This window comes from Oceanomicrobium pacificus (genome assembly GCF_009833495.1).
GTDB classification, from domain to species: Bacteria; Pseudomonadota; Alphaproteobacteria; order Rhodobacterales; family Rhodobacteraceae; genus Oceanomicrobium; species Oceanomicrobium pacificus.
On record NZ_WUWG01000001.1, the window covers coordinates 1096264 to 1116487 of the forward strand.

The window sequence follows — 20224 nt, forward strand, 5'->3', positions numbered from 1 at the left end:
GAAAATCGGACCGGTAGTCGAAATCTATTCCCTCGCCATATAGGTGTTTGCGCGGCATTTCCATCGGCTCCAGCGGTTTCCTGCTCAAGAATGTGCGATCAGGGTCACGGCAGGGCGCAGATTGCGCCAATTTTGTCACGCTCTGTGGCGCGACGGGGCCAGATCGGGGCGTTGCCACAGAAAACGCCCTGCATCGGGGCGGATGCAGGGCGCGAAAAGGCGCGACAGCTGTCTGCGCCTCAATCCTCGTGAATGCCATCGGCGCAGAAGGCGCCGCCGTGATAGACCGCGTTTACATCATCAAGGCCCGGCCGCTCGGCCTCGGCGTCGACCTTGGCGCGGTAGGCTTCCGCATTGTCCTTGGGCTGCCAGCCGATATAGGCAACCTCCCGATTGTCCCACCATGAGGCGTCGTTCGCCGATGCGCCGTAGATGATCGGGCAGCCGAGCTTCGGCACCATGAAGATGCGCTCGATCATCAGGATGAAATCGTCATAGCTCATCCAGGTGGAGAGCATCCGGTGGTTGCGCGGCTCGGGGAAGCAGGAGCCGATGCGCACGCAGGCCGTCTCGATCCCGAACTTGTCGTGATACATGCTCGCCATGGCTTCGCCGAAGACCTTGGACACGCCATAGAGCCCGTCCGGCCGTGTCGGGGACTTGGCGTCGAGCCTGTCGGTCTGCTTGTGGTAGCCGATGGCGTGGTTGGAGCTGGCAAAGACGATCCGCGGTGTCACGCTCGACTTGCGCGCGGCCTCGTAGAGGTTGAACATCCCGTCGATATTGGCGCTGCGGATGGTCTCCCATTTGGCCTCCGTCGCCTGGCCGCCCATGTGGACGATGCCGTCGCACCCGTCGACGAGCGCTTCGACCGCATCCTTGTCGGACAGGTCGCAATAGACGATTTCCTCGTGGGGGGCGGCCTCGCCCAGCCCCTTGCGGGCGCTCAGCCGGACGGATTCGGCAATCGGGGCAAGCCGTTCGCGGCAGACCGCGCCAAGATTGCCGTTGGCACCGGTGATCAGCAGTTTTTTCAGCATGTCTTTCTCGTTGATATGCGGGGATGGTCGGCAGGAGGGCTCAGGTATAGCCGGTCGACCCGTCTGGGCGGACCGGCAGCTTGCGCTCCCAGTGGATGTAATGGTCGGATTGCAGGTAATCCTCGTCGATCTCGACCCCCCAGCCGGGGCGGTCGGGGCGCAGCTCCAGATGCCCGTCGACCGGCAGGTACGGATCGGTCACATAGGCCGCCTTCTGCTCCTCGGGCGCAAGATCGCGGCTCAGATAGGCGATGGTGCCGGGCAGACGGTATTCGAGGATCTTGAAGTTGGGACAGGCCGCGGCAAAATGCAGGTTCACGGCGGTCGCGAGCGGGCCCATCGGATTGTGGGGCGCGACGGGAACGTAGAAGGATTCCGCCATCATCGCGATCTTGCGCATCTCCAGCAGGCCGCCGACGACGCATATATCGGGCTGGATGATGTCCGCCCCGCCAACCTGCAACAGACGCAGGAACTCGAATTTCGAGTAGAGGCTCTCGCCGGTGGCGAGCGGCACGTTCACTTCCGATTTCAAGCGTCCCCAGGCCTCGAAATTCTCTGGTCGCATCGGTTCTTCGTAGAACAGCGGATTGAAGGGCGCGAGTGCGTTGCCAAGCTGCGCCGCCTGCCACGGTTCGAAAATCTTGGCATGCGCGTCGAAGGCAAACTCGTAGTCGGGGCAGAGCGAAGTCAGTTCCGCCACCCAGTCGGTGGTCGCCCGCAGCATCTTGCCCCACGGGGTCGCATGCATATCCGCGCGGTAGGGTGACAGTTTGAACGCCGTCAGCCCGTAGTCGGCATTCATCCGGTCGCAATGGTCTTTCACCTTGTCGGGCTCGGGGGCTGAGTAGACCCCCAGATAGACCCGCACCCGGTCCCGCACATGGCCGCCAAGGAGCATGTAGACAGGCACGCCCACGGCCTTGGCGGAAATGTCCCACAGCGCATGGTCGATGGCCGAGATTGCCGCAAGCCCGAGCGCCCCGGGCGGGAAGCGCGATTGCTGGAGGAGCTTCAGGATGATCCGCTCGATCCGGCGCGGGTCCTCGCCCTCGATCTGCAGGTAGAGATAGTCGAGGAGCGGCGGCAGCGCGCGGTCGGGTCCGTGATTGTAGCATTCGCCCCAGCCGGTGATGCCCTCATCCGTGTCGATGGCGACGATGACGCGCGGGCGGTTGCCGTCGCGGGCCATGAAACTGCGCAATCCGGTGATTTTCATCGCTCGGTCTGCCCCTTTTCAGATGCGGGGCGGCGGGCGGGCGCGTGCAACCGGTCCATCATTCCCCCTTGAAGACCCGTCGCTCGGACCCGTCGATATGGGCCTGCATCGCCTTGCGCGCGGCAGCGGCATCGCCGGCCTCCAGCGCGTCGATGACCGCCAGATGCTCGTCCGACATGTCGCGCTTGCCGCTGCGATAGCCGGAATTTCCAAGCGACCGGACGAATTTCCCGATGAACAGCCAATGCGGCCGGAGCATGCGCACGGTCTCCACGATGAACCGGCTATTTGACAAATTTGCAATAAGTTCGTGGAACTCGATATCCGATTCCACGGTGGCCGCGCCGCTGTCCGCCTGCTTGTCCATCCGCGCCACGAGCCGGCGCAGAGCGGCAATATCTTCAGGGCCGGCATGGGCGGCCGCGAGCGCCACGGCCTCTGATTCGATGAGTTTGCGGAACCGGAAATAGCCCGCAATGTCGTTGATCGAGTCGAGCGCAGCATAGCCGGAACCGCTGCCCGGATGGCCGCTGCTGACATAGGAACCGGAGCCCTGTCTGGAAACAATCAGGCCACTTTCCCGCAGTTTAGCAAGCGCGGAACGGATCACGGGCCGCGAGCATCCATACTGGTTGGCAAGTTCCGTTTCGCTCGGAAGCCGTTGGCCGAGCGTGAATTTTCCAAGGCGGATATCATCGAGAAGGCCTGTATAGACACGCTCCTCCAGACGCGCGCCGCGCCGGTCGGTCCGGGAAGGGGTGTTGGACAGGGCTTCTACCATGCCGGCAGCATAGCCCCAGATTTGAATTGGTTACAAGTTGGAAAAATTAGTTTGACAGATTGACCTCTTAATGCAGACTTAACGTACTGACAGAGCGCGTTCAGGCGCGCCAAGGGAGGAAAGAAATGTCAAAGATATGGCGAAAAGCGTCGCTGGCTTCGGCCGCCATCGGCGTGTTGATGATGCCCCTCGGGGCATTCGCATATCAGCAAGCCCCGATGCTTGATGGTATGGACCTGCCGCCTGTGGACGAACGTCTGCCGGCCAACCCCGAAGTGATCACGCCCCTGAGCGAAGTGGGCACCTATGGCGGCACGATGCGCCGCTTCCTGTCGGGGTCGAACGACCACAACTCGATCCTGCGCTTCGTCTCGCCCCAGGGCCTGACGCGCTGGAAGCCCGACTTCTCCGAAGTGATCCCGAATGTCGCGGAAAGCTGGGAAGTGAACGAGGACAGTTCCGAGTTCACCTTCAAGCTGCGCGAGGGAATGAAATGGTCCGACGGCGAGCCGTTCACCGCCGATGACATCATGTTCTTCGTCGAGGACCTGCTCCTCAACGAGGAATTCTATCCCAACGCACCGGCCCGTTTCGTCGTCGGTGGCGAGACGATGACCGCCGAGAAGATCGACGATTACACGGTGAAGCTGAAATTTGCCGCGCCCTACGGGACCTTCCTGACCGAGCTGGCCACGCCGCTCGCGCAGGAGCCGGTGCTCTGGGCCAAGCATTTCTGCAAGCAGTTCCACCCCGCCTACAATGACAATGTGCAGGCGATGGTGGACGAGACCGAGGCCGTCGAAGACTGGCCGGCCCTCTTCCGCCTGAAATGCGGCGAGGTCGAGGCCCCGAACCGCTGGGCCAATGCCGACCGTCCGACGCTCGATCCGTGGATCGTGACCGGCGACGGCTATTCGGCCGGCTCCACGCAGGTCATCATGGAGCGGAACCCCTATTTCTGGCAGGTCGACACCGAGGGCAACCAGCTGCCCTATGTCGACAAGCTGCAATGGGGCGTGGCACAGGACGCCCAGGCGATCCTTCTCGAAGCCATTGCCGGCAATATCGACATGCAGGCACGCCGCATCTCCAACCCGGCCAACAAGCCGGTCCTGTCGGAGAATATGGAAAAAGGCGGCTACAAGCTCTACGAGCGCGTGGCGTCCAACTCCAACATCATGGCTGTGCACCTGAACCATTCGCACAAGGATCCGGTGATGCGCGAGCTGATCCGCAACAAGGATGTGCGTGTTGCCCTTTCGCTCGGGATCGACCGCGAGGAGATCATCGACATCGTCTGGCAGGGTCAGGGCGAGCCGTGGCAGATCGGGCCGTCGAAGAGCCATGTGCTCTACAACGAACAGCTCGGCACCCAGTTCACCGAATATGATCCGGACCGGGCCAACGAACTGCTCGATGCGGCCGGTCTGACCGAGCGCAACGGTGACGGCATCCGCCTGATGCCCGATGGTCGCCCGTTCATCTTCAACGTGAACTTCCCGGGCGTCGAACAGCCCGACTGGGGTGACGCGCTGGAGATCATCCGCGAGCAGTGGGCCGAGATCGGTGTCGGTCTGACCACGTCGAGCGTGGAACGGTCGATCTACTACAGCCGCGGTGAGGCCAACGAGCATGACTTCATGGTCTGGGGCGCACCGGGCGGTCTCGATCCGACGCTCAGCCCGCGTGACGTGGTCTCGATCCACCCGCAGGCCAGCTGGTTCTCGATCCCGTGGACGCGCTGGTATCTGTCGGGCGGCAAGGACGGCGAAGAGCCGCCGGAGAGCATGAAGAAACGTCTGGCCCTCTATGATGCCTTCAAGGCAGAGGCTGACCAGGCCAAGGCGCTCGACATCTTCCGCGAGATCCACCAGATCGCGGCCGACGAGTTCGAGTTCTTCGGCATCTCCACCGCACCGAACCAGTGGGGCGTCGTGAACGCCAAGCTGCGCAACGTGCCGGAAAGCCTGCCGGGCGCATGGATGTACCCCGATCCGGGTCCGACCCTGCCGCAGCAGTATTTCTTCGCCGAGTAAGGCCTTGAAATGACGCACCGGCCCGTCCGCGGGCCGGTGCTCCCTGAACAAACGGATCTCCCGAAATGATTTGGCGTTTTATTCTCAAGAGGATCATCTGGATGATCCCGTTCATGTTCGCCATCTCGGTGGTGGCCTTCCTGCTGATCCAGGCCCCGCCGGGCGACTATCTGACCACCTACATCGCCAAGCTGGGCGAATCCGACGAAATCCTCGATCAGGCCTCGATCGACAACCTGCGCGCCCGTTTCGGCCTCGATCAGCCGCTCTACGTGCAATATTTCAAATGGGTCGGGAACATCCTGCAGGGCGATTTCGGCATGTCCTTCGAATGGCGCCAGCCCGTGTCCGACCTTGTCTGGGAGCGGATGGGCCTGACCATGTGCCTGAGCTTCGCGACGCTCCTCTTCACCTGGGCGGTGGCCTTCCCGATCGGTGTCTATTCCGCGGTCCGGAAATATTCGATCGGCGACTATATCGCGACCACGATCGGCTTTATCGGCCTTGCCACCCCGAACTTCCTCTTGGCGCTGATCCTCATGTATATCGGCGTCGTCCATTTCGGCAGCGATGTGGGCGGGCTCTTCTCTTCTGAATACAAGAATGCGCCGTGGAGCTGGGGCAAGGTCTGGGACCTGATGAAACATCTCTGGCTGCCGGTGATCGTGCTCGGCACCAGCGCCACCGCGAGCCTGATCCGGATCATGCGCGCCAACCTGCTCGACGAGCTGAACAAGCCCTATGTCGATACGGCCCGCGCCAAGGGCCTGTCGGAATTCTGGCTGATCATGAAATACCCCGTCCGCGTGGCGCTGAACCCGTTCATTTCCACCATCGGCTGGGTGCTGCCCAACCTCGTATCGGGCGCGGTCGTGACCGCCATCGTGCTCAGCCTGCCGACCGCCGGTCCGCTGATGCTGCAGGCGCTGCTCAGCCAAGACATGTATCTGGCCGGGGCCTTCGTGCTCCTGCTCTCCTCGCTGACGGTGATCGGCATGCTGATCTCCGACATCCTTCTCGTCCTTCTCGACCCGCGGGTGCGCTATGAGTGACACGACCGAAACCACCGTCGTCGTGGAGACCGGCCATAGCGGCTCCGATGTGGCGATTGCCTCCCAGTGGCAGCTGACATGGTGGGCCTTCAAGAAACACAAGATGGCGATGCTCAGCCTGTGGATCATCGGGTTTCTCTACCTGATCTCGATCTTTGCCGAGGTGGTCGCGCCCGACAATCCGTCGAAGCAAAACCGGCGCGCGGTCTATCACCCGCCGCAGATGATCCACCTGATCGACCGGACGGAGGAAGGCACCCGCATCCGGCCCTTCGTGTGGAAGATGGACCGCGAGCGCGATCCCGACACGCTGGCTGTCACCTACGTGAATTCCGGCGAGAAGATCTATCTGGAACTGTTCGGCCGCGGCCCTGAATACGAGTTCTGGGGCATCTGGACGACCGACATCAAACTCTTCGCGACGGAAAACCCGCGCGACAAGTTCTTCATCTTCGGGGCCGACCGGCTCGGACGCGACATGTTCAGCCGGATCGTCTACGGCACACGCATATCCATGTCGATCGGCTTGGTGGGCGTGGCGATCAGCCTTGTGCTCGGCATCACGCTCGGCGGGATATCCGGCTATTATGGCGGGCGGATCGACGCCGCGATCCAGAGGCTGATCGAGTTCGTCCTGTCGCTTCCGACAATCCCGATCTGGCTGGCGCTGGCCGCGTCGCTGCCACCCGATTGGCCGATCTACAAACAGTATTTCGTCATCACGCTCATCATCAGTCTTGTCGGCTGGACCGAGCTTGGCCGCGTGGTGCGGGGACGCTTCCTGGCCATGAAGAACGATGATTTCGTCATCGCCGCACGGCTCGACGGCGCGTCCGAGGCGCGGATCATCTTCCGCCACATGCTGCCGTCACTGACGAGCCATATCATCGCCTCGCTGACGCTGGCGATCCCGTTGATGATCCTTGCGGAGACCGGCCTCTCCTTCCTCGGGCTCGGCCTGACCCCGCCGGCCATCTCGTGGGGCGTGCTCCTGAAGGAGGCGCAGAACATCATCTCGATCAGCCAGGCGCCCTGGCTCTTCATTCCCGGCGGTTTCGTCGTTCTGGCCGTGCTGGCTTTCAACTTTCTAGGAGACGGCATGCGTGATGCCGCAGACCCTTATGGACACTGACAACCCCATTCTCCGGGTTCAGAACCTCAATATCGGGTTCAACATGCGGCAGGGCATGTTCGACGTGCTGCACGGCGTGAGCTTCGACCTGCACCGCGGCAAGACCACCTGCATCGTGGGCGAGTCCGGGTCGGGCAAATCCGTCACCGCGCGGGCGATCCTGAACATGGTGCCGCGTCCGGGCGTCATCAATGGCGGCCGGATCACCTTCAATCCCGACGGGACCGGAGAGACCGACCTGACCGCGCTCGACCCGCGCGGCAAGGCGATCCGTGACATTCGCGGCGGGCGGATCGGCATGATCTTCCAGGAGCCCATGTCCTCGCTGTCGCCGGTTCATACGATCGGCAACCAGATCGTCGAGGCGATCCGGCTGCATCAGGACGTCGACAAGGCCGAGGCGCGCCAGATGGCGGTCGAGGCCCTGAAACAGGTCGAGATCCCGAACCCCGACAAGGCGGTTGACCGCTATTCCTTCGAGTTCTCCGGCGGCATGCGCCAGCGCGCGATGATCGCCATGGCGCTGGCCTGCCGCCCCGATGTGCTGATCGCGGATGAACCGACCACCGCGCTCGACGTGACCACGCAGGCCGAAATCATCGATCTGATGAAGTCGCTGCAGACCGAGCTTGGCATGGCGATCATGTTCATCACCCATGACATGGGCGTGGTGGCAGAGATCGCCGACGAGGTCGTCGTGATGGAAAAGGGCCATGTGGTGGAGAAGGGCGATATCCACCAGATCTTCGACGCGCCCCAGCATCCCTACACGCAGAAACTGCTCGGCGCCGTGAAGCGGCTTGAGGAACCGGCCGAGGCGAAGGTGCGGCCCACCGGCGACCAGGGCGACATCCTGCGGGTCGAAGACCTGCATCTGCGGTTCGAGAAGAAGGAAGGGTTCTTCCAGCGTGTCACCGATGTGACCAAGGCGGTCGACGGGGTCAGCTTCACGCTGAAACGCGGCGAAGCGCTGGGCATCGTGGGTGAAAGCGGGTCCGGCAAGACCACGGTCGGGCGCTGCATCGCGCGGGTCTATGACCCCAATTCCGGCGTGATCGACTATGCGGGGCAGGACCTCATGGCCGCCGGCGACGCGCAACTGCGCGAGTCGCGCAAACAGATCCGGATGATCTTCCAGGACCCGTTCGCCTCGCTCAACCCGCGCATGACGGTGAAGCAGATCATCGCCGAACCGCTCATCGTGAACGGGATCGCATCGGGGCAGGAACTGGAGGACCGCGTCGCCAAACTGCTGACCGAGGTCGGGCTCGACCCCTCGATGATGGAACGGTACCCGCATGCCTTTTCCGGTGGCCAGCGGCAGCGGATCGTGGTGGCGCGCGCCATCGCGCTGGAGCCGAAACTGGTGATCGCGGACGAGCCGACATCAGCGCTCGACGTGTCGATCCGGACGCAGGTGCTCGACCTGCTTCTGAAGCTGCAGGCCGAGATGGGGCTCAGCTTCATCTTCATCAGCCACGATATGGCGGTGATCCGCTATTTCTGCGACCGGGTCGCGGTCATGTATCAGGGCCGGATCGTCGAGATCGGCGAGACCGAGCAGATCATCACCGATCCGCAGCACCCCTATACCAAGGCGCTCCTCTCCTCGGTCCCGATCCCCGATCCATCCCTGCGCGGCACCCGCCAGCGCCACAGATATCAGGCAGACGCATGAAGATCACTTCCGTCGACACTTATCTGATGCAGGTGGGCCCGCGGCCCGACAGCAGCGGCGTCCTTGGCGCCGATGCGGGCTTCCGCGGCTCGCGCAACTGGCTCTTTGTCGAAATCACCACCGACGAGGGGCTGACCGGCGTGGGCGAATGTTCGGGCTGGCCGCGCGTCGTGCAGACCGCGGTGCAGGATCTGGCCCATGTGCTGATCGGGCAGGACCCGGCGCATGTCGACCGGATCTGGAACCAGCTCTACCGCGCCATGCTCGGCCACGGGCTGACCGGCACGGTGGGGGCAGGGGCGCTCACGGGCATCGAGATGGCGCTCTGGGACATCAAGGGCAAGGCGCTGGGCGCACCAGTGTGGCAACTGCTCGGCGGCGCGATCCGTGACCGGATTCCGGTCTATGGCCATGCGAGCGACGAGACGCGCGCGAAGGCGCTCATCGATCTGGGCTACAAGACGATCAAGACGCCTTTCACCGGCATTGTCGATCTCGACCGTGTCGGGATGCTGCGCGACGTGATCGGACCGGATATCGACCTTGCCGTGGATGCGCATGGACCCAGTTGGATGACCGCGCAGGATGCGATCCTTGTCGGGCGCGAGTTGGAACAGCTCGATCTGCTCTTCTTCGAGGATCCGGTGCCGCCGGAAAATCTCGACATGCTCGCACGGGTGCGCGACGCGGTGTCGGTACCGCTGGCGGCCGGCGAGCGGGTCGGCACGATCTACGGGCTGCGGCCCTATATCGAGCGCGACCTTGTCGACGTGATCCAGCCGGATACGGGCCGCGCCGGCGGTATCACCCAGATGCGCAAGATCGCCGCGATGGCCGAGCCGCACGGGATCATGCTCGCGCCCCATTCCGGATCGCTTGGGCCGGTGGCCGAATTTGCCGCACTCCATGTGATGGCGACCGTGCCGAACATCCTGCAACTGGAGCGGATGGAGTTCGACTGGCCGGGACGCTACGAGGTCGTGACGCCCGTCCTGCAGGTCGAGGATGGCTGCCTGCCGATCCCGACAGCGCCCGGCCTGGGTGTGGAACTGATCAAGGAGGAGATCGCCAAATATCCCTCCAGCCGGAACATTTCCGATGCGCCTGTCGATGATGGCCACGCCTACACGCTAGGCACGGCGGACGAAGCCGTGCATATGCAGACCCGCATGTCCCGCGCCCGGAGGCTGCGGCGATGAACGACGCCGCACGAAGTTTCGCGCCCGGCATGGCCGCGGCCATTGCCAGGGCGGAACAGTTCCAGTCGCCGGAAGAGGCCGCTGCCTTCTGGTCCGAAGGCGGGCCGGCGGTCGAGACGGTTGACCTGACATATACGGGCGGCGCGGGCCAGTCCCAGCGGCTACGCCTGTATCGCGGCGGCGGCGCGGATGCGCTCACGCTTCTCTATATCCACGGCGGCGGTTGGACGGGGGGCTCCATCGAGTTGCAGGACCGTTCGGCCCGCGGTCTGGCGGTGCTTGGCGGGATCAATGTCGTCAGCATCTCCTACCGGCTGGCCCCGGCCCGTCCTTACCCCGCAGGACTTGAAGATTGCCTCGCCGCGCTCGACTGGATCACCTCCGCGGGCAAGGTTCAGGGGCTGAACGGCGCGCGGGTCGCGGCAGGCGGCGCGTCGGCGGGGGCCAATCTGGCGGCTGCAGTCGCCCTGGCCCGGCCCGGGCGCCTGTCCGGTCTTCTGCTCTTCTATGGCGTGCTCGGCGCCGATTTTGATACCGACAGCTACCGTCGCTATGCGGACGGGTACGGACTGACACGCGCGCGCATGATCGAGCTGTTCGACATGTATGACCCGGCCGCCGCGCACCGCGCCGACCCGCTGATGGTGCCGCTTGCCTCGGACGCGCTCGACGGGCTGCCGCCCACGGTGGTCATCGCGGCGGAACTGGATGTCCTGCTCGATGACAGCCGGGCTTTTGCCGCTGCGCTCGCGCAGGCCGGAACGGCGCATGAATTCCATATCGAGCCCGGCGTCACGCACGGGTTCATCAATCGCGGCCGCCTTGTGCCGTCGGCCGACCGGGCCGTCGCACGCGCGGCCGGTTTCCTGAAACAGCATGCCTGAGGGAGCCTGCCCATGAAAATCGAACGTGTCACCGTCCAGCGGTTCCGCCACAAGACGAACACCGTCCGCGACAGCGACGGGCATGGTCACCCGGGTCCGGAGAGCGATACCGTCAACGCGGTTCTGACCATCACCACCGACACGGGGCTCGAGGGCCGCGTGATCGTCAGCCCCGCCAATGTGTCGGAAGCCGTGCTCGACCGGTTCGTGCGTCCGAACCTCATCGGGGAAGACCCGCTGCTGATCGAGCATCTCTGGTACAAGATCTACAAATGGCAACGCCTGTCGGCGCAAATGCTGACCGACCGTGTGCTGACGGCGGTGGACCTTGCCCTTTGGGACCTCAAGGGCAAGGCGGCGGGCATGCCGGTCTGGAAGCTGCTTGGCGGGGCGCGGCCCAAGATCCTCGCCTATGGTTCGACCATGTGCGGTGACGATCTGGAAAACGGGCTTGCTACGCCGGACGATTATGCCCGTTTCGCATCATGGATGGTGAACGAGCGGGGCTACAAGGCCGTGAAGCTGCATGGCTGGATGCCGCCCGTTCCCGGCGCGCCGGACGTGCGCAAGGATTACAAGGCCTGTGCGGCCGTCCGCGAGGCTGTCGGCCCCGACATCCCGCTTATGCTCGACCCGCACCATTTCTATTCGCGGACAGACACGCTCTGGCTCGCCGACCGGCTGGCCGAACTGGATTTCCGCTGGATGGAGGAGCCGATGGAGGAGGCGTCCATGGCCTCCTACCAGTGGCTGACCGCCAACACCAAGCTCAACATCCTCGGCCCCGAGACGATGACCGGCAAGCACTGGACGCGCGGCGAATGGGTCAAGAACGATGCCTGTGACCTCGTGCGGTCCGGTGTTTGGGATGTGGGCGGGATCACCCCGTCGATGAAGGTCGCGGCCATGGCGGAATGTTTCCACATGTCCTGCGAGATGCACGGCCACGGTGCGGGCAACCTTGCCGTCGCGCTTGCCATCCACAACACCAGCTTCGTCGAGCGCGGCCTGCTGCACCCGTTCATCGATTACGACAAGCCGAAGGAATATCAGAACCGGATCGACGACGAGATGGACATGGAGGGCTATGTCCACGGCCGCAACGAGCCGGGTCTCGGGCAGGATCTGAACATGGAATATATCGAAGGAAACCTCGTCAATGGCTGACACGCGCATCGCCGATATCCGGATCACGCCGATCGCTTTCTACGATCCACCGCTCCTCAACAATGCCGGCTGCCACCAGCCCTTCGCGCTGCGCTCCATCATAGAGGTGGAGACCGAGGACGGCGTGATCGGTCTGGGGGAGAGCTACGGCAACAGCATGACCATCGACGGGGTTCGCGCGGTGGCCGAAGCCTGCCGGGGGCTCGACGTGACCGACCTGAACGGGCTCTGGGCGCGGATCAACGCGACGCTCACCGATCAGGTGGACGGCTACAATACCGGCGCGGGGCGGCTCGTCCTGCGTGTGGGCGGCGCGATCGAGGTCGCCATGTGGGACGCGTTCGGCAAGGCCACTGGGCGACGGGTCGTGGACCTGCTCGGCGGGCAGGTGCGCGATGCCGTGCCCTTCTCGGCCTATCTGTTCTACAAGTTCGGCCAGCACCAGCATGAAAGCGGCCCGGATGTGTGGGGCGAGGTTCTGACGCCCGAGCAACTGGTCGACGAGGCCCGCCGGATGGTCGATCTGCACGGGTTCAAGGCGCTGAAACTGAAAGCCGGCGTGCTGGAGCCGGAGGCGGAAATCGCCGGCCTGCGCGCCCTGCGCGACGCCTTCCCCGATGCGCCGCTCCGGATCGACCCCAATGGCGGCTGGACCGTGGAGACAACGCTGAAGCTCCTGCCGCAACTCGACGGGCTTGTGGAATATCTCGAAGACCCGACCGTGGGGCTGGAGGGCAATGCCCGCGTGCAGGCCGCGACGGACACGCCGCTCGCCACCAACATGTATGTGGTTCACCCGTCGCACCTGCCGCCCAACATGGCGCAGGATGCATTCCGGGTGATCCTGTCGGACCATCATTACTGGGGCGGGCTGCAGGCCAGCCGCGAACTGGCGCGGGTCTGCGAGATCTGGGGACTTGGCCTGTCGATGCATTCCAATTCGCATCTGGGCATCAGTCTTGCGGCCATGGCCCATCTGGCAGCGGCAACGCCCAATCTGACCTATGATTGCGACAGCCATTCGCCATGGCAGACCGATGAGGTGATCGAGGGCGGCAAACTGCCCTTCCGGGGCGGCAAGGTGACCTTGCCCGAGGGGCCGGGTCTCGGCGTCACGCTCGACCGGTCGGAACTGGCACGGCTGCACCAGAACTATCTCGACTGCGGGTTCACCGAGCGCGACGACGCGACGGAAATGAAGAAGTACCAGCCCGATTGGGAATTCGCCCGCCCGAAATTCTGATCGCGCGACCGGCGCAGGATAGAACCCATGCCGCTCATCCGCATGCACCCCGGGGACAATGTGGCGATCACGCCCATGGACCTCGGGGCCGGCCAGTCGGTCGACGGTCTGACCGTGTCCGAACCCGTACCGCAAGGGCACAAGATCCTTCTTCGCGACGCGCCTGCCGGCACGCCGGTGCGCCGCTACAATGTCGTGATCGGTCATTTGCGCGAGGACCTGCCCGCCGGCGCATGGGTGCATGAAGCCCGGCTCGACATGCCCGACGCGCCCGGTCTCGACGGGGTGCCGAAAGCGACCATGAGCAATCCGCTCGGGCCGCCCGTCACGGGGCGCAGCTTCGAAGGGTATCGCAATGCCGACGGGACGGTCGGCACACGCAACCTGCTTGGGATCACCAGCACGGTCCATTGCGTGTCGGGCATTCTCGACCATGCGGTGCGGCGGATCCGCGACGAGATCCTGCCGCTCTACCCGAATGTGGACGGGGTGCTGGCGCTCGACCATCACTATGGGTGCGGCGTGGCGATCGAGGCGGAAGATGCCGCGATCCCGATCCGCACCCTGCGCAACATCGCCGCCAACCCGAATTTCGGTGGCGAATTGATGACCGTGGGGCTGGGCTGCGAAAAGCTCCAGCCCTCCCGGCTTTTTCCCGAACTGGAGGCCGGCGACATCCGCTTTCAGGACAATGCGGGCTTTGCGGCGATCGTTGTCCGGATCATGGAAGAGGCCGAGGACAGGCTGGCGCGGCTGAACGCCCGCAAGCGCGAAACCTGTCCGGCCTCCGATCTTGTCATTGGCATGCAATGCGGCGGATCGGATGCCTTTTCTGGCGTGACCGCGAACCCCGCGTTGGGCGTGGCGAGCGACTTGCTGGTGCGGGCCGGCGGCACCTCGCTCTTCTCCGAAGTGACCGAGGTGCGCGACGGGGTGGCGCAGCTGACCGCGCGGGCCGCGACACCGGAGATTGCCGACGCGATCCTGCGGGAGCTTGGCTGGTACGACGCCTATCTGGCCCGCTCTGGCGTGGGCCGGTCAGCCAACACGACGCCCGGCAACAAGGCGGGCGGGCTGTCGAACATCGTTGAAAAGGCCATGGGCTCGATCGTCAAATCGGGCAGCGCGCCCATTGCGGGCGTGGTGGCGCCGGGCGAACGGGTGCAGGCGCGCGGCCTCAATTTCGCGGCGACGCCCGCGAGCGACTTCATCTGCGGCACGCTGCAACTGGCGGCCGGGGCGACGCTGCATATCTTCACCACCGGACGCGGCACGCCCTACAGCCTGCAAGCACTGCCCACGATCAAGGTCTCGACCCGCAGCGATCTGGCGCGCCGCTGGCCGGACCTGATCGATGTGGATGCGGGGCCGGTCGCCACGGGTGGCGCGAGCATCGGCGAGATGGGCGAACGGCTGTTCGACCATATGCTGGACGTAGCGTCCGGCGCACCGACATGGGCCGAGCGCCATGGCACGCATAACAGTCTGGTTCTGTTCAATCCGGCCCCTGTGACCTGACGGGCGGCGGCGCCTGCGGAAAATCGCTGCCGCCGGCATTTCCGGCTTTCCGCATGACAGGCACGCGGTCTAGTCTCCGGCCTATTCAATTCAACCGGAGGTCCACCCCATGTCCGACCAGATCGACGCCCGCCTGTCCGCGCTTGGACTGTCCCTGCCCGACGCACCCGCACCGGCGGCCAATTATGTGCCCTATGTGCAAAGCGGCTCGCTCGTCTTCATCTCCGGCCAGGTCGCCAAGAAGGGCGACGCGCTCATCTGCGGCCAGCTTGGCACCGATACGGATATCGAGGGCGGCTACGCCGCGGCGCGGGCCTGCGGGCTGAACCTTGTCGCCCAGCTCAAAGCCGCATGCGGCGGCGATCTGGGGCGGCTGCGTAGGGTCGTGAAGCTGACCGGATTCGTCAATGCCGCACCGGACTTCACGGACCATCCGAAAGTGATGAACGGCGCATCCGACCTGATGGTCGCGCTCTTCGATGATGCCGGGCGTCACGCGCGTGCCGCTGTCGGTTCGCCGTCTCTGCCCGGCGGTGTCGCGGTCGAGGTCGAGGGGATCTTCGAAATTGACTGACGCCCCTGACCTGCCCGGCGCCTTTCTGGAGCGCCCGATCGCGCATCGCGCGCTGCACAGTGCGGCAGGCGGTGTTGCCGAGAACAGCATGGCCGCGATCGAGGCGGCGCTGGGCGCGGGCTACGGGATCGAGGTCGATCTTCAACTCTCCGCCGACGGTGAGGCGATGGTCTTCCATGACGATGATCTGAAGCGGTTGACCGGCCACAAGGGGGCGGTGCGCGCGCGGACGGCAGACGAACTGGCCGCATTGCCGCTCAAAGCCGGCGGCGGCACCATCCCGCGCCTGTCCGATCTGCTCGACCGGGTGAATGGCCATGTGCCGCTCCTGATCGAGATCAAGGACCAGACCGGCCAGCTCGGGCCGGCGGTCGGGCCGCTGGAAGAGCGGACCTGTGCGCTGCTGAAACACTATGACGGGCCGGTGGCGCTCATGTCCTTCAACCCGCACAGCGTCGCGCGCTGCGCGGAGTTTGCGCCAGCGATCCCGCGCGGGCTTGTGACCTGCCGGTTCGGGCGGCGCGATTTTCTGAAAGTGCCGATGGCGCGGTTGCGCGAATTGCAGCCCTTGCCGGATGTGGACCGTGTCGGGGCGGCTTTCGTGTCCCATGACCGGCGCGACCTGAGCAATCCGGCGCTGGCGCCCCTGAAGGCGCGCGGGATGCCGCTGCTCTGCTGGACCGTGCGCAGCGCGGCAGAGGAGGCGGCGGCGCGGCAGGTGGCCGACAATATCACGTTTGAGGGATATCGCCCCGAACCGCCCGCCGCTTGATTGCACCCGGCCCCCCGCCCATGTGACAGTCAGATGCAGGGAAGGGAGGGGTCATGGACGGCAGCACGATGATCGAGATCAGCGTCATCGACCGGATCGCCGATATCGACGCGGCGGACTGGGACGCCTGCGCCAACCCTGACGCTGCGCCGGACGGGCGCCCCCGCGACCCGTTTACCACCCACCGCTTTCTGAACGCGCTCGAGGAAAGCGGCTCCGTCGGTCCCGGCACGGGCTGGGAGCCGAAACATCTGGTGGCGCGGCAGGACGGGCGGGTGATCGCGGTCATGCCGCTCTATGCCAAGGGCCATTCGCAGGGCGAGTATATTTTCGACCATAACTGGGCCCATGCCTATGAACGCGCAGGCGGTCGTTACTATCCCAAACTGCAAGCCGCAGTGCCCTTCACTCCGGCAACGGGCCGGCGGTTCCTGTGTGCTGCCGGTGCAGAGCAGGCGGGCATTGCGGCCCTGACGCAAGGCGCGGTGCAACTGGCGTCGGAAAACGGGTTGTCGTCTGTCCATATGACCTTCTGCACCGAGGCGGACTATCTGGCAGGCGGCGCGATGGGCCTGTTGCAGCGGCGCGGCCAGCAATATCACTGGGCCAATCCCGGCTACGCGGATTTCGACGCGTTTCTCGCCGCGCTCTCGTCGCGCAAACGCAAGAACATCCGCAAGGAGCGGGCGCGCGCGCAGGCGTTCGGCGGGCAGATCGTGCAGCTGACGGGCGACGCGATCGAACCGGAACATTGGGACGCGTTCTGGACCTTCTATCAGGATACCGGTGCGCGGAAATGGGGCCATCCCTACCTGACGCGGGCCATGTTCGCCCATCTGCACGACACGATGCGCGATGACATGCTGCTGGTGCTGGCAATGCGGGAGGGCCGCCCGGTCGCAGGCGCGCTCAATTTCATCGGGGCGGAGACGCTCTACGGCCGCTACTGGGGCTGTGTCGAGGACCATCCCTGCCTGCATTTCGAGCTTTGCTACTATCAGGCGATGGATTTCGCGATCGCCCAGGGCCTGCCGCGTGTGGAGGCCGGCGCTCAGGGCGAGCACAAGCTCGCGCGCGGCTATCTGCCGGTGCCGGTCTATTCGCTGCACTGGATTGCCGATCCGGGATTCCGCGACGCGGTGGACAAGTATCTGGTCGCCGAGCGCGAGGCCGTGGACGAGGAAATAGAGGTGCTGACGGGCTATGGTCCGTTTAGAAAGGTCATGGAGGAACCGGAATGACCGACAAGCTGACCGGAACGGAGCGCGAGGCGGTATTGGAGCGTCTGTCCCAGCATGGCTGGGACCTGGACGGCGACCGCGACGCGATCACCCGAACGTTCAAATTCAAGGATTTCAACGCCGCCTTCGGATTCATGGCGCGGGTCGCGCTCTGGGCGGAAAAACTCGATCACCATCCCGAATGGTCGAATGTCTACAACCGGGTGACGGTGACACTCACCACCCATGATGCGGGCGGTCTGTCCGCCAAGGATGTGACCCTGGCGGACCATATCGACGCTTTGGCCTGATCCGGTCAGGCGATCTCGTCAAGGATGCGTTCGCCGCCCGACATGTCGCAGACACCGGGCGTGTCCTCGATGTTGAGGAGCCTGATCTCCCCTTTCTCGACCACCATTGCATAGCGTTTCGAGCGGTTGATGAGCCCGGCCGGCGGCGCGGTGAAATCAAGGCCCATCGCCTTGGTGAAGCTGGCCTCGGGGTCGGCCAGCATTCGGATGCCGGCCTCCGTTGCACCGGTGTCCTTGCCCCATGCGGTCATCACGAACGGGTCGTTGACCGAGACGCAGATCACCTCGTCCACGCCCTTGCCGCGCAGCTTGTCCATGTTGCGGATGAAGCTCGGTACATGGGCGGTGGAACAGGTGCCCGTATAGGCGCCGGGCAGGCCGAAGATGACCACCTTGCGGTCTTTCGTCAGATCGGACAGGCGCTGGACCGCCGGGCCGCTCTCGCTCATGACCATCAGGTCGGCATCGGGAAGTGTGTCTCCGGAGGAAAGGGTCATTTGAACTCTCTGTTGGGTTGCGGTTGATTGCGACGTGAGGGCATATAGGGTTCCCTTTGGAACTACGCATCCCCCCGGGCAACGGATCACCGAGAAACATTTTGATGGACGATATTCTTGTCATCGGCGCCGGGCAGGCTGGCGCAGCGCTGGTCGCCAAATTGCGCGATCTGGGGGTAACGGCGCCCGTCACGCTGGTGGGGGAGGAAGCGGCCCCGCCATACCAGCGGCCGCCCCTGTCGAAGAAGTATCTGCTCGGCGAAATGGCGCGCGAGCGGCTCTTCCTGCGGCCCGAACAGTATTATGCCGACCAGAAGATCGACCTTCTGACCGGCCTGCGGGCAGACGCCATCGACCGCGCGGCGAAACAGGTCCGGTTCAACGATGGGTCCACGCGCCCCTATGGCACGCTTGTGCTGGCCACCGGTTCGGTTGCGCGGCGGCTGCCGGCGGCGGCTGGCGGGGAACATTCAGGCGTGGAGGTCGTGCGCACGCTGGAAGATATCGACCGGCTTGCGCCGCATGTGAAACCGGGCGGGCGGATGCTCGTTGTGGGGGGCGGCTATATCGGGCTGGAGGCTGCGGCGGTTGCCGCCCAACGCGGTATGGACGTGACCGTGATCGAGGCCGCACCGCGCATCCTTGGCCGCGTCGCGAGCGCCGAGACCGCCGACTATTTCCGCGCCCTGCACCGTGCGCACGGGGTCGATATCCGCGAGGGGGTGGCGCTCGACCATCTGACCGGCGAGGACGGGCGGGTGACCGGCGCGCAACTGGCTGACGGGACCGGCATTGCAGCCGATATCGTGGTCGTGGGCATCGGGATCGCACCGGCAACGGCGCTGGCGGAAGAGGCCGGACTGGCCATCGACAACGGCATTGCCGTCGATGCGCGCGGGCGGACCTCGGACCCGGCCATTTTCGCGGTCGGGGACTGCGCGAGTTTCCCCGTATCCGGCGGCCGGTTGCGGCTCGAAAGCGTCCCGCATGCGATCGACCACGGAGAGGCCGTGGCGGCCGAACTGGCGGGGCAGGGTGCGGACTATGTGCCGAAACCATGGTTCTGGTCAGATCAGTATGACGTGAAACTGCAGATCGCGGGGCTGAATGCAGGCCATGACCGCACCGTCACGCGGCCCGGCTCGCGTGAGGGCGCGCAATCCGTCTGGTACTTCAAAGGCGGCCGATTGCTCGCGGTCGACGCGATGAACGACCCGCGCGCCTACATGACCGGCAAACGCTGGATCGAGGCGGGACGATCGCCCGATCCGGATGCGCTCGCCGATCCTGCCACCGACCTGAAAGGGCTCGTCTGATGCGGATCGTGGGCGGGCGGTTTCGCGGCACGGCGCTGGCACCGGTCGGAAAGGGCGACGCGGGCGCGCATTTGCGCCCGACCACCGACCGGGTGCGCGAAAGCCTGTTCAACCTGATCATGCACGGGGACTATCCGGACATGGAGGGCGCGCGCGTGCTCGACCTGTTCGCAGGCACCGGCGCGCTGGGGTTCGAGGCGCTCAGCCGCGGCGCCGAACGGGTGCTTTTCGTGGATGATGGCGCGGCCGCCCGCGCGCTCGTCCGGCGCAACATCGACATATTGCGCGTGATCGGCGCGACCAAGCTCTACCGCCGCGACGCGACCCGTCTGGGGGAGAATCGCGGCGCGCCCTACACGCTTGTCTTTCTCGACCCACCCTATGGCAAGGGACTGGGGGAAAAGGCGCTCGCAAGCGCGGTGGACGGCAACTGGCTCAGCGACGATGCGCTTGTCATCTGGGAAGAGTCAGCCGACATCACCGTGCCGGCCGGTTTCCATCAGCGCGACCGGCGCCGTTATGGCGACACGCAGATCACCATACTCCAGCGCGGCGCGGCCTGATGGCGGTCCGTGACAGCGCCCC

At 64.8% G+C, this 20224-nt stretch carries 19 protein-coding genes; 15 read left to right on the plus strand and 4 right to left on the minus strand.

Going from position 1 to position 20224, the window contains the following annotated elements:
- Window positions 1-239: 239 nt before the first annotated feature.
- From GSH16_RS05415 to GSH16_RS05425, 3 genes are read right to left on the minus strand one after another with little or no spacing between them, the layout of a single operon-like run.
- Entirely contained in the window at window positions 240-1040 is an 801-nt protein-coding gene (locus tag GSH16_RS05415; protein WP_205523964.1) for an NAD-dependent epimerase/dehydratase family protein, read from the minus strand.
- A 40-nt stretch (window positions 1041-1080) separates the two neighbouring features.
- Window positions 1081-2259 (minus strand): mandelate racemase/muconate lactonizing enzyme family protein, encoded by a 1179-nt coding sequence (locus tag GSH16_RS05420; protein ID WP_160852652.1) that lies wholly within the window; start codon window positions 2257-2259, stop codon window positions 1081-1083.
- Between the two features lie 58 nt (window positions 2260-2317).
- Complete coding sequence (locus GSH16_RS05425; RefSeq protein WP_160852654.1) at window positions 2318-3040, minus strand: FadR/GntR family transcriptional regulator; 723 nt, start codon at window positions 3038-3040, stop codon at window positions 2318-2320.
- Between the two features lie 218 nt (window positions 3041-3258).
- Here GSH16_RS05425 and GSH16_RS05430 point away from each other — a divergent pair, with 218 nt between their 5' ends.
- The 13 genes from GSH16_RS05430 to GSH16_RS05490 all read left to right on the plus strand — a co-directional run bounded on the left by GSH16_RS05430 (window position 3259) and on the right by GSH16_RS05490 (window position 17826).
- Entirely contained in the window at window positions 3259-5076 is a 1818-nt protein-coding gene (locus GSH16_RS05430) for an ABC transporter substrate-binding protein (protein WP_235912935.1), read from the plus strand.
- 65 nt (window positions 5077-5141) lie between these two features.
- Window positions 5142-6128, plus strand: a complete 987-nt coding sequence (locus tag GSH16_RS05435) for an ABC transporter permease (RefSeq protein ID WP_205523965.1) — start codon at window positions 5142-5144, stop codon at window positions 6126-6128.
- Window positions 6121-7260, plus strand: a complete 1140-nt coding sequence (locus GSH16_RS05440; protein ID WP_160852658.1) for an ABC transporter permease — start codon at window positions 6121-6123, stop codon at window positions 7258-7260. Before GSH16_RS05435 ends, GSH16_RS05440 begins: the two co-directional genes overlap by 8 nt.
- On the plus strand, window positions 7235-8938 hold the full coding sequence (locus GSH16_RS05445) for an ABC transporter ATP-binding protein (protein ID WP_160852660.1): 1704 nt from the start codon (window positions 7235-7237) through the stop codon (window positions 8936-8938). Before GSH16_RS05440 ends, GSH16_RS05445 begins: the two co-directional genes overlap by 26 nt.
- The gene (locus GSH16_RS05450; RefSeq protein WP_160852662.1) at window positions 8935-10137 is read left to right on the plus strand and encodes a mandelate racemase/muconate lactonizing enzyme family protein; all 1203 of its coding nucleotides are present in this window, start codon (window positions 8935-8937) and stop codon (window positions 10135-10137) included. The genes GSH16_RS05445 and GSH16_RS05450 overlap by 4 nt, the downstream gene beginning before the upstream one ends.
- On the plus strand, window positions 10134-11021 hold the full coding sequence (locus GSH16_RS05455; RefSeq protein WP_160852664.1) for an alpha/beta hydrolase fold domain-containing protein: 888 nt from the start codon (window positions 10134-10136) through the stop codon (window positions 11019-11021). Before GSH16_RS05450 ends, GSH16_RS05455 begins: the two co-directional genes overlap by 4 nt.
- Before the next feature lie 12 nt (window positions 11022-11033).
- The gene (locus GSH16_RS05460; protein WP_160852666.1) at window positions 11034-12188 is read left to right on the plus strand and encodes an enolase C-terminal domain-like protein; all 1155 of its coding nucleotides are present in this window, start codon (window positions 11034-11036) and stop codon (window positions 12186-12188) included.
- On the plus strand, window positions 12181-13431 hold the full coding sequence (locus tag GSH16_RS05465) for an enolase C-terminal domain-like protein (protein WP_160852668.1): 1251 nt from the start codon (window positions 12181-12183) through the stop codon (window positions 13429-13431). The genes GSH16_RS05460 and GSH16_RS05465 overlap by 8 nt, the downstream gene beginning before the upstream one ends.
- Window positions 13432-13458: 27 nt before the next feature.
- Window positions 13459-14949, plus strand: coding sequence for a galactarate dehydratase (gene garD, locus GSH16_RS05470; RefSeq protein WP_205523966.1), 1491 nt, complete (start codon window positions 13459-13461; stop codon window positions 14947-14949).
- A 109-nt stretch (window positions 14950-15058) separates the two neighbouring features.
- On the plus strand, window positions 15059-15523 hold the full coding sequence (locus GSH16_RS05475) for a RidA family protein (RefSeq protein ID WP_160852670.1): 465 nt from the start codon (window positions 15059-15061) through the stop codon (window positions 15521-15523).
- Window positions 15516-16295 (plus strand): glycerophosphodiester phosphodiesterase family protein, encoded by a 780-nt coding sequence (locus tag GSH16_RS05480; RefSeq protein ID WP_235912937.1) that lies wholly within the window; start codon window positions 15516-15518, stop codon window positions 16293-16295. The genes GSH16_RS05475 and GSH16_RS05480 overlap by 8 nt, the downstream gene beginning before the upstream one ends.
- A gap of 53 nt (window positions 16296-16348) precedes the next feature.
- Window positions 16349-17536 (plus strand): GNAT family N-acetyltransferase, encoded by a 1188-nt coding sequence (locus tag GSH16_RS05485; RefSeq protein WP_160852674.1) that lies wholly within the window; start codon window positions 16349-16351, stop codon window positions 17534-17536.
- On the plus strand, window positions 17533-17826 hold the full coding sequence (locus GSH16_RS05490; protein ID WP_160852676.1) for a 4a-hydroxytetrahydrobiopterin dehydratase: 294 nt from the start codon (window positions 17533-17535) through the stop codon (window positions 17824-17826). The genes GSH16_RS05485 and GSH16_RS05490 overlap by 4 nt, the downstream gene beginning before the upstream one ends.
- 5 nt (window positions 17827-17831) lie before the next feature.
- Here the strand turns inward: GSH16_RS05490 and GSH16_RS05495 are convergent, their stop codons facing one another.
- On the minus strand, window positions 17832-18323 hold the full coding sequence (locus GSH16_RS05495; protein WP_160852678.1) for a peroxiredoxin: 492 nt from the start codon (window positions 18321-18323) through the stop codon (window positions 17832-17834).
- 104 nt (window positions 18324-18427) lie between these two features.
- On the opposite strand from GSH16_RS05495, the gene GSH16_RS05500 reads away from it, so the two are divergent.
- Together GSH16_RS05500 and rsmD are read left to right on the plus strand one after the other, a co-directional pair.
- Window positions 18428-19639 (plus strand): NAD(P)/FAD-dependent oxidoreductase, encoded by a 1212-nt coding sequence (locus GSH16_RS05500; protein ID WP_160852680.1) that lies wholly within the window; start codon window positions 18428-18430, stop codon window positions 19637-19639.
- Window positions 19639-20202, plus strand: coding sequence for a 16S rRNA (guanine(966)-N(2))-methyltransferase RsmD (gene rsmD, locus GSH16_RS05505; RefSeq protein WP_160852682.1), 564 nt, complete (start codon window positions 19639-19641; stop codon window positions 20200-20202). The genes GSH16_RS05500 and rsmD overlap by 1 nt, the downstream gene beginning before the upstream one ends.
- Window positions 20203-20224 lie beyond the last annotated feature (22 nt).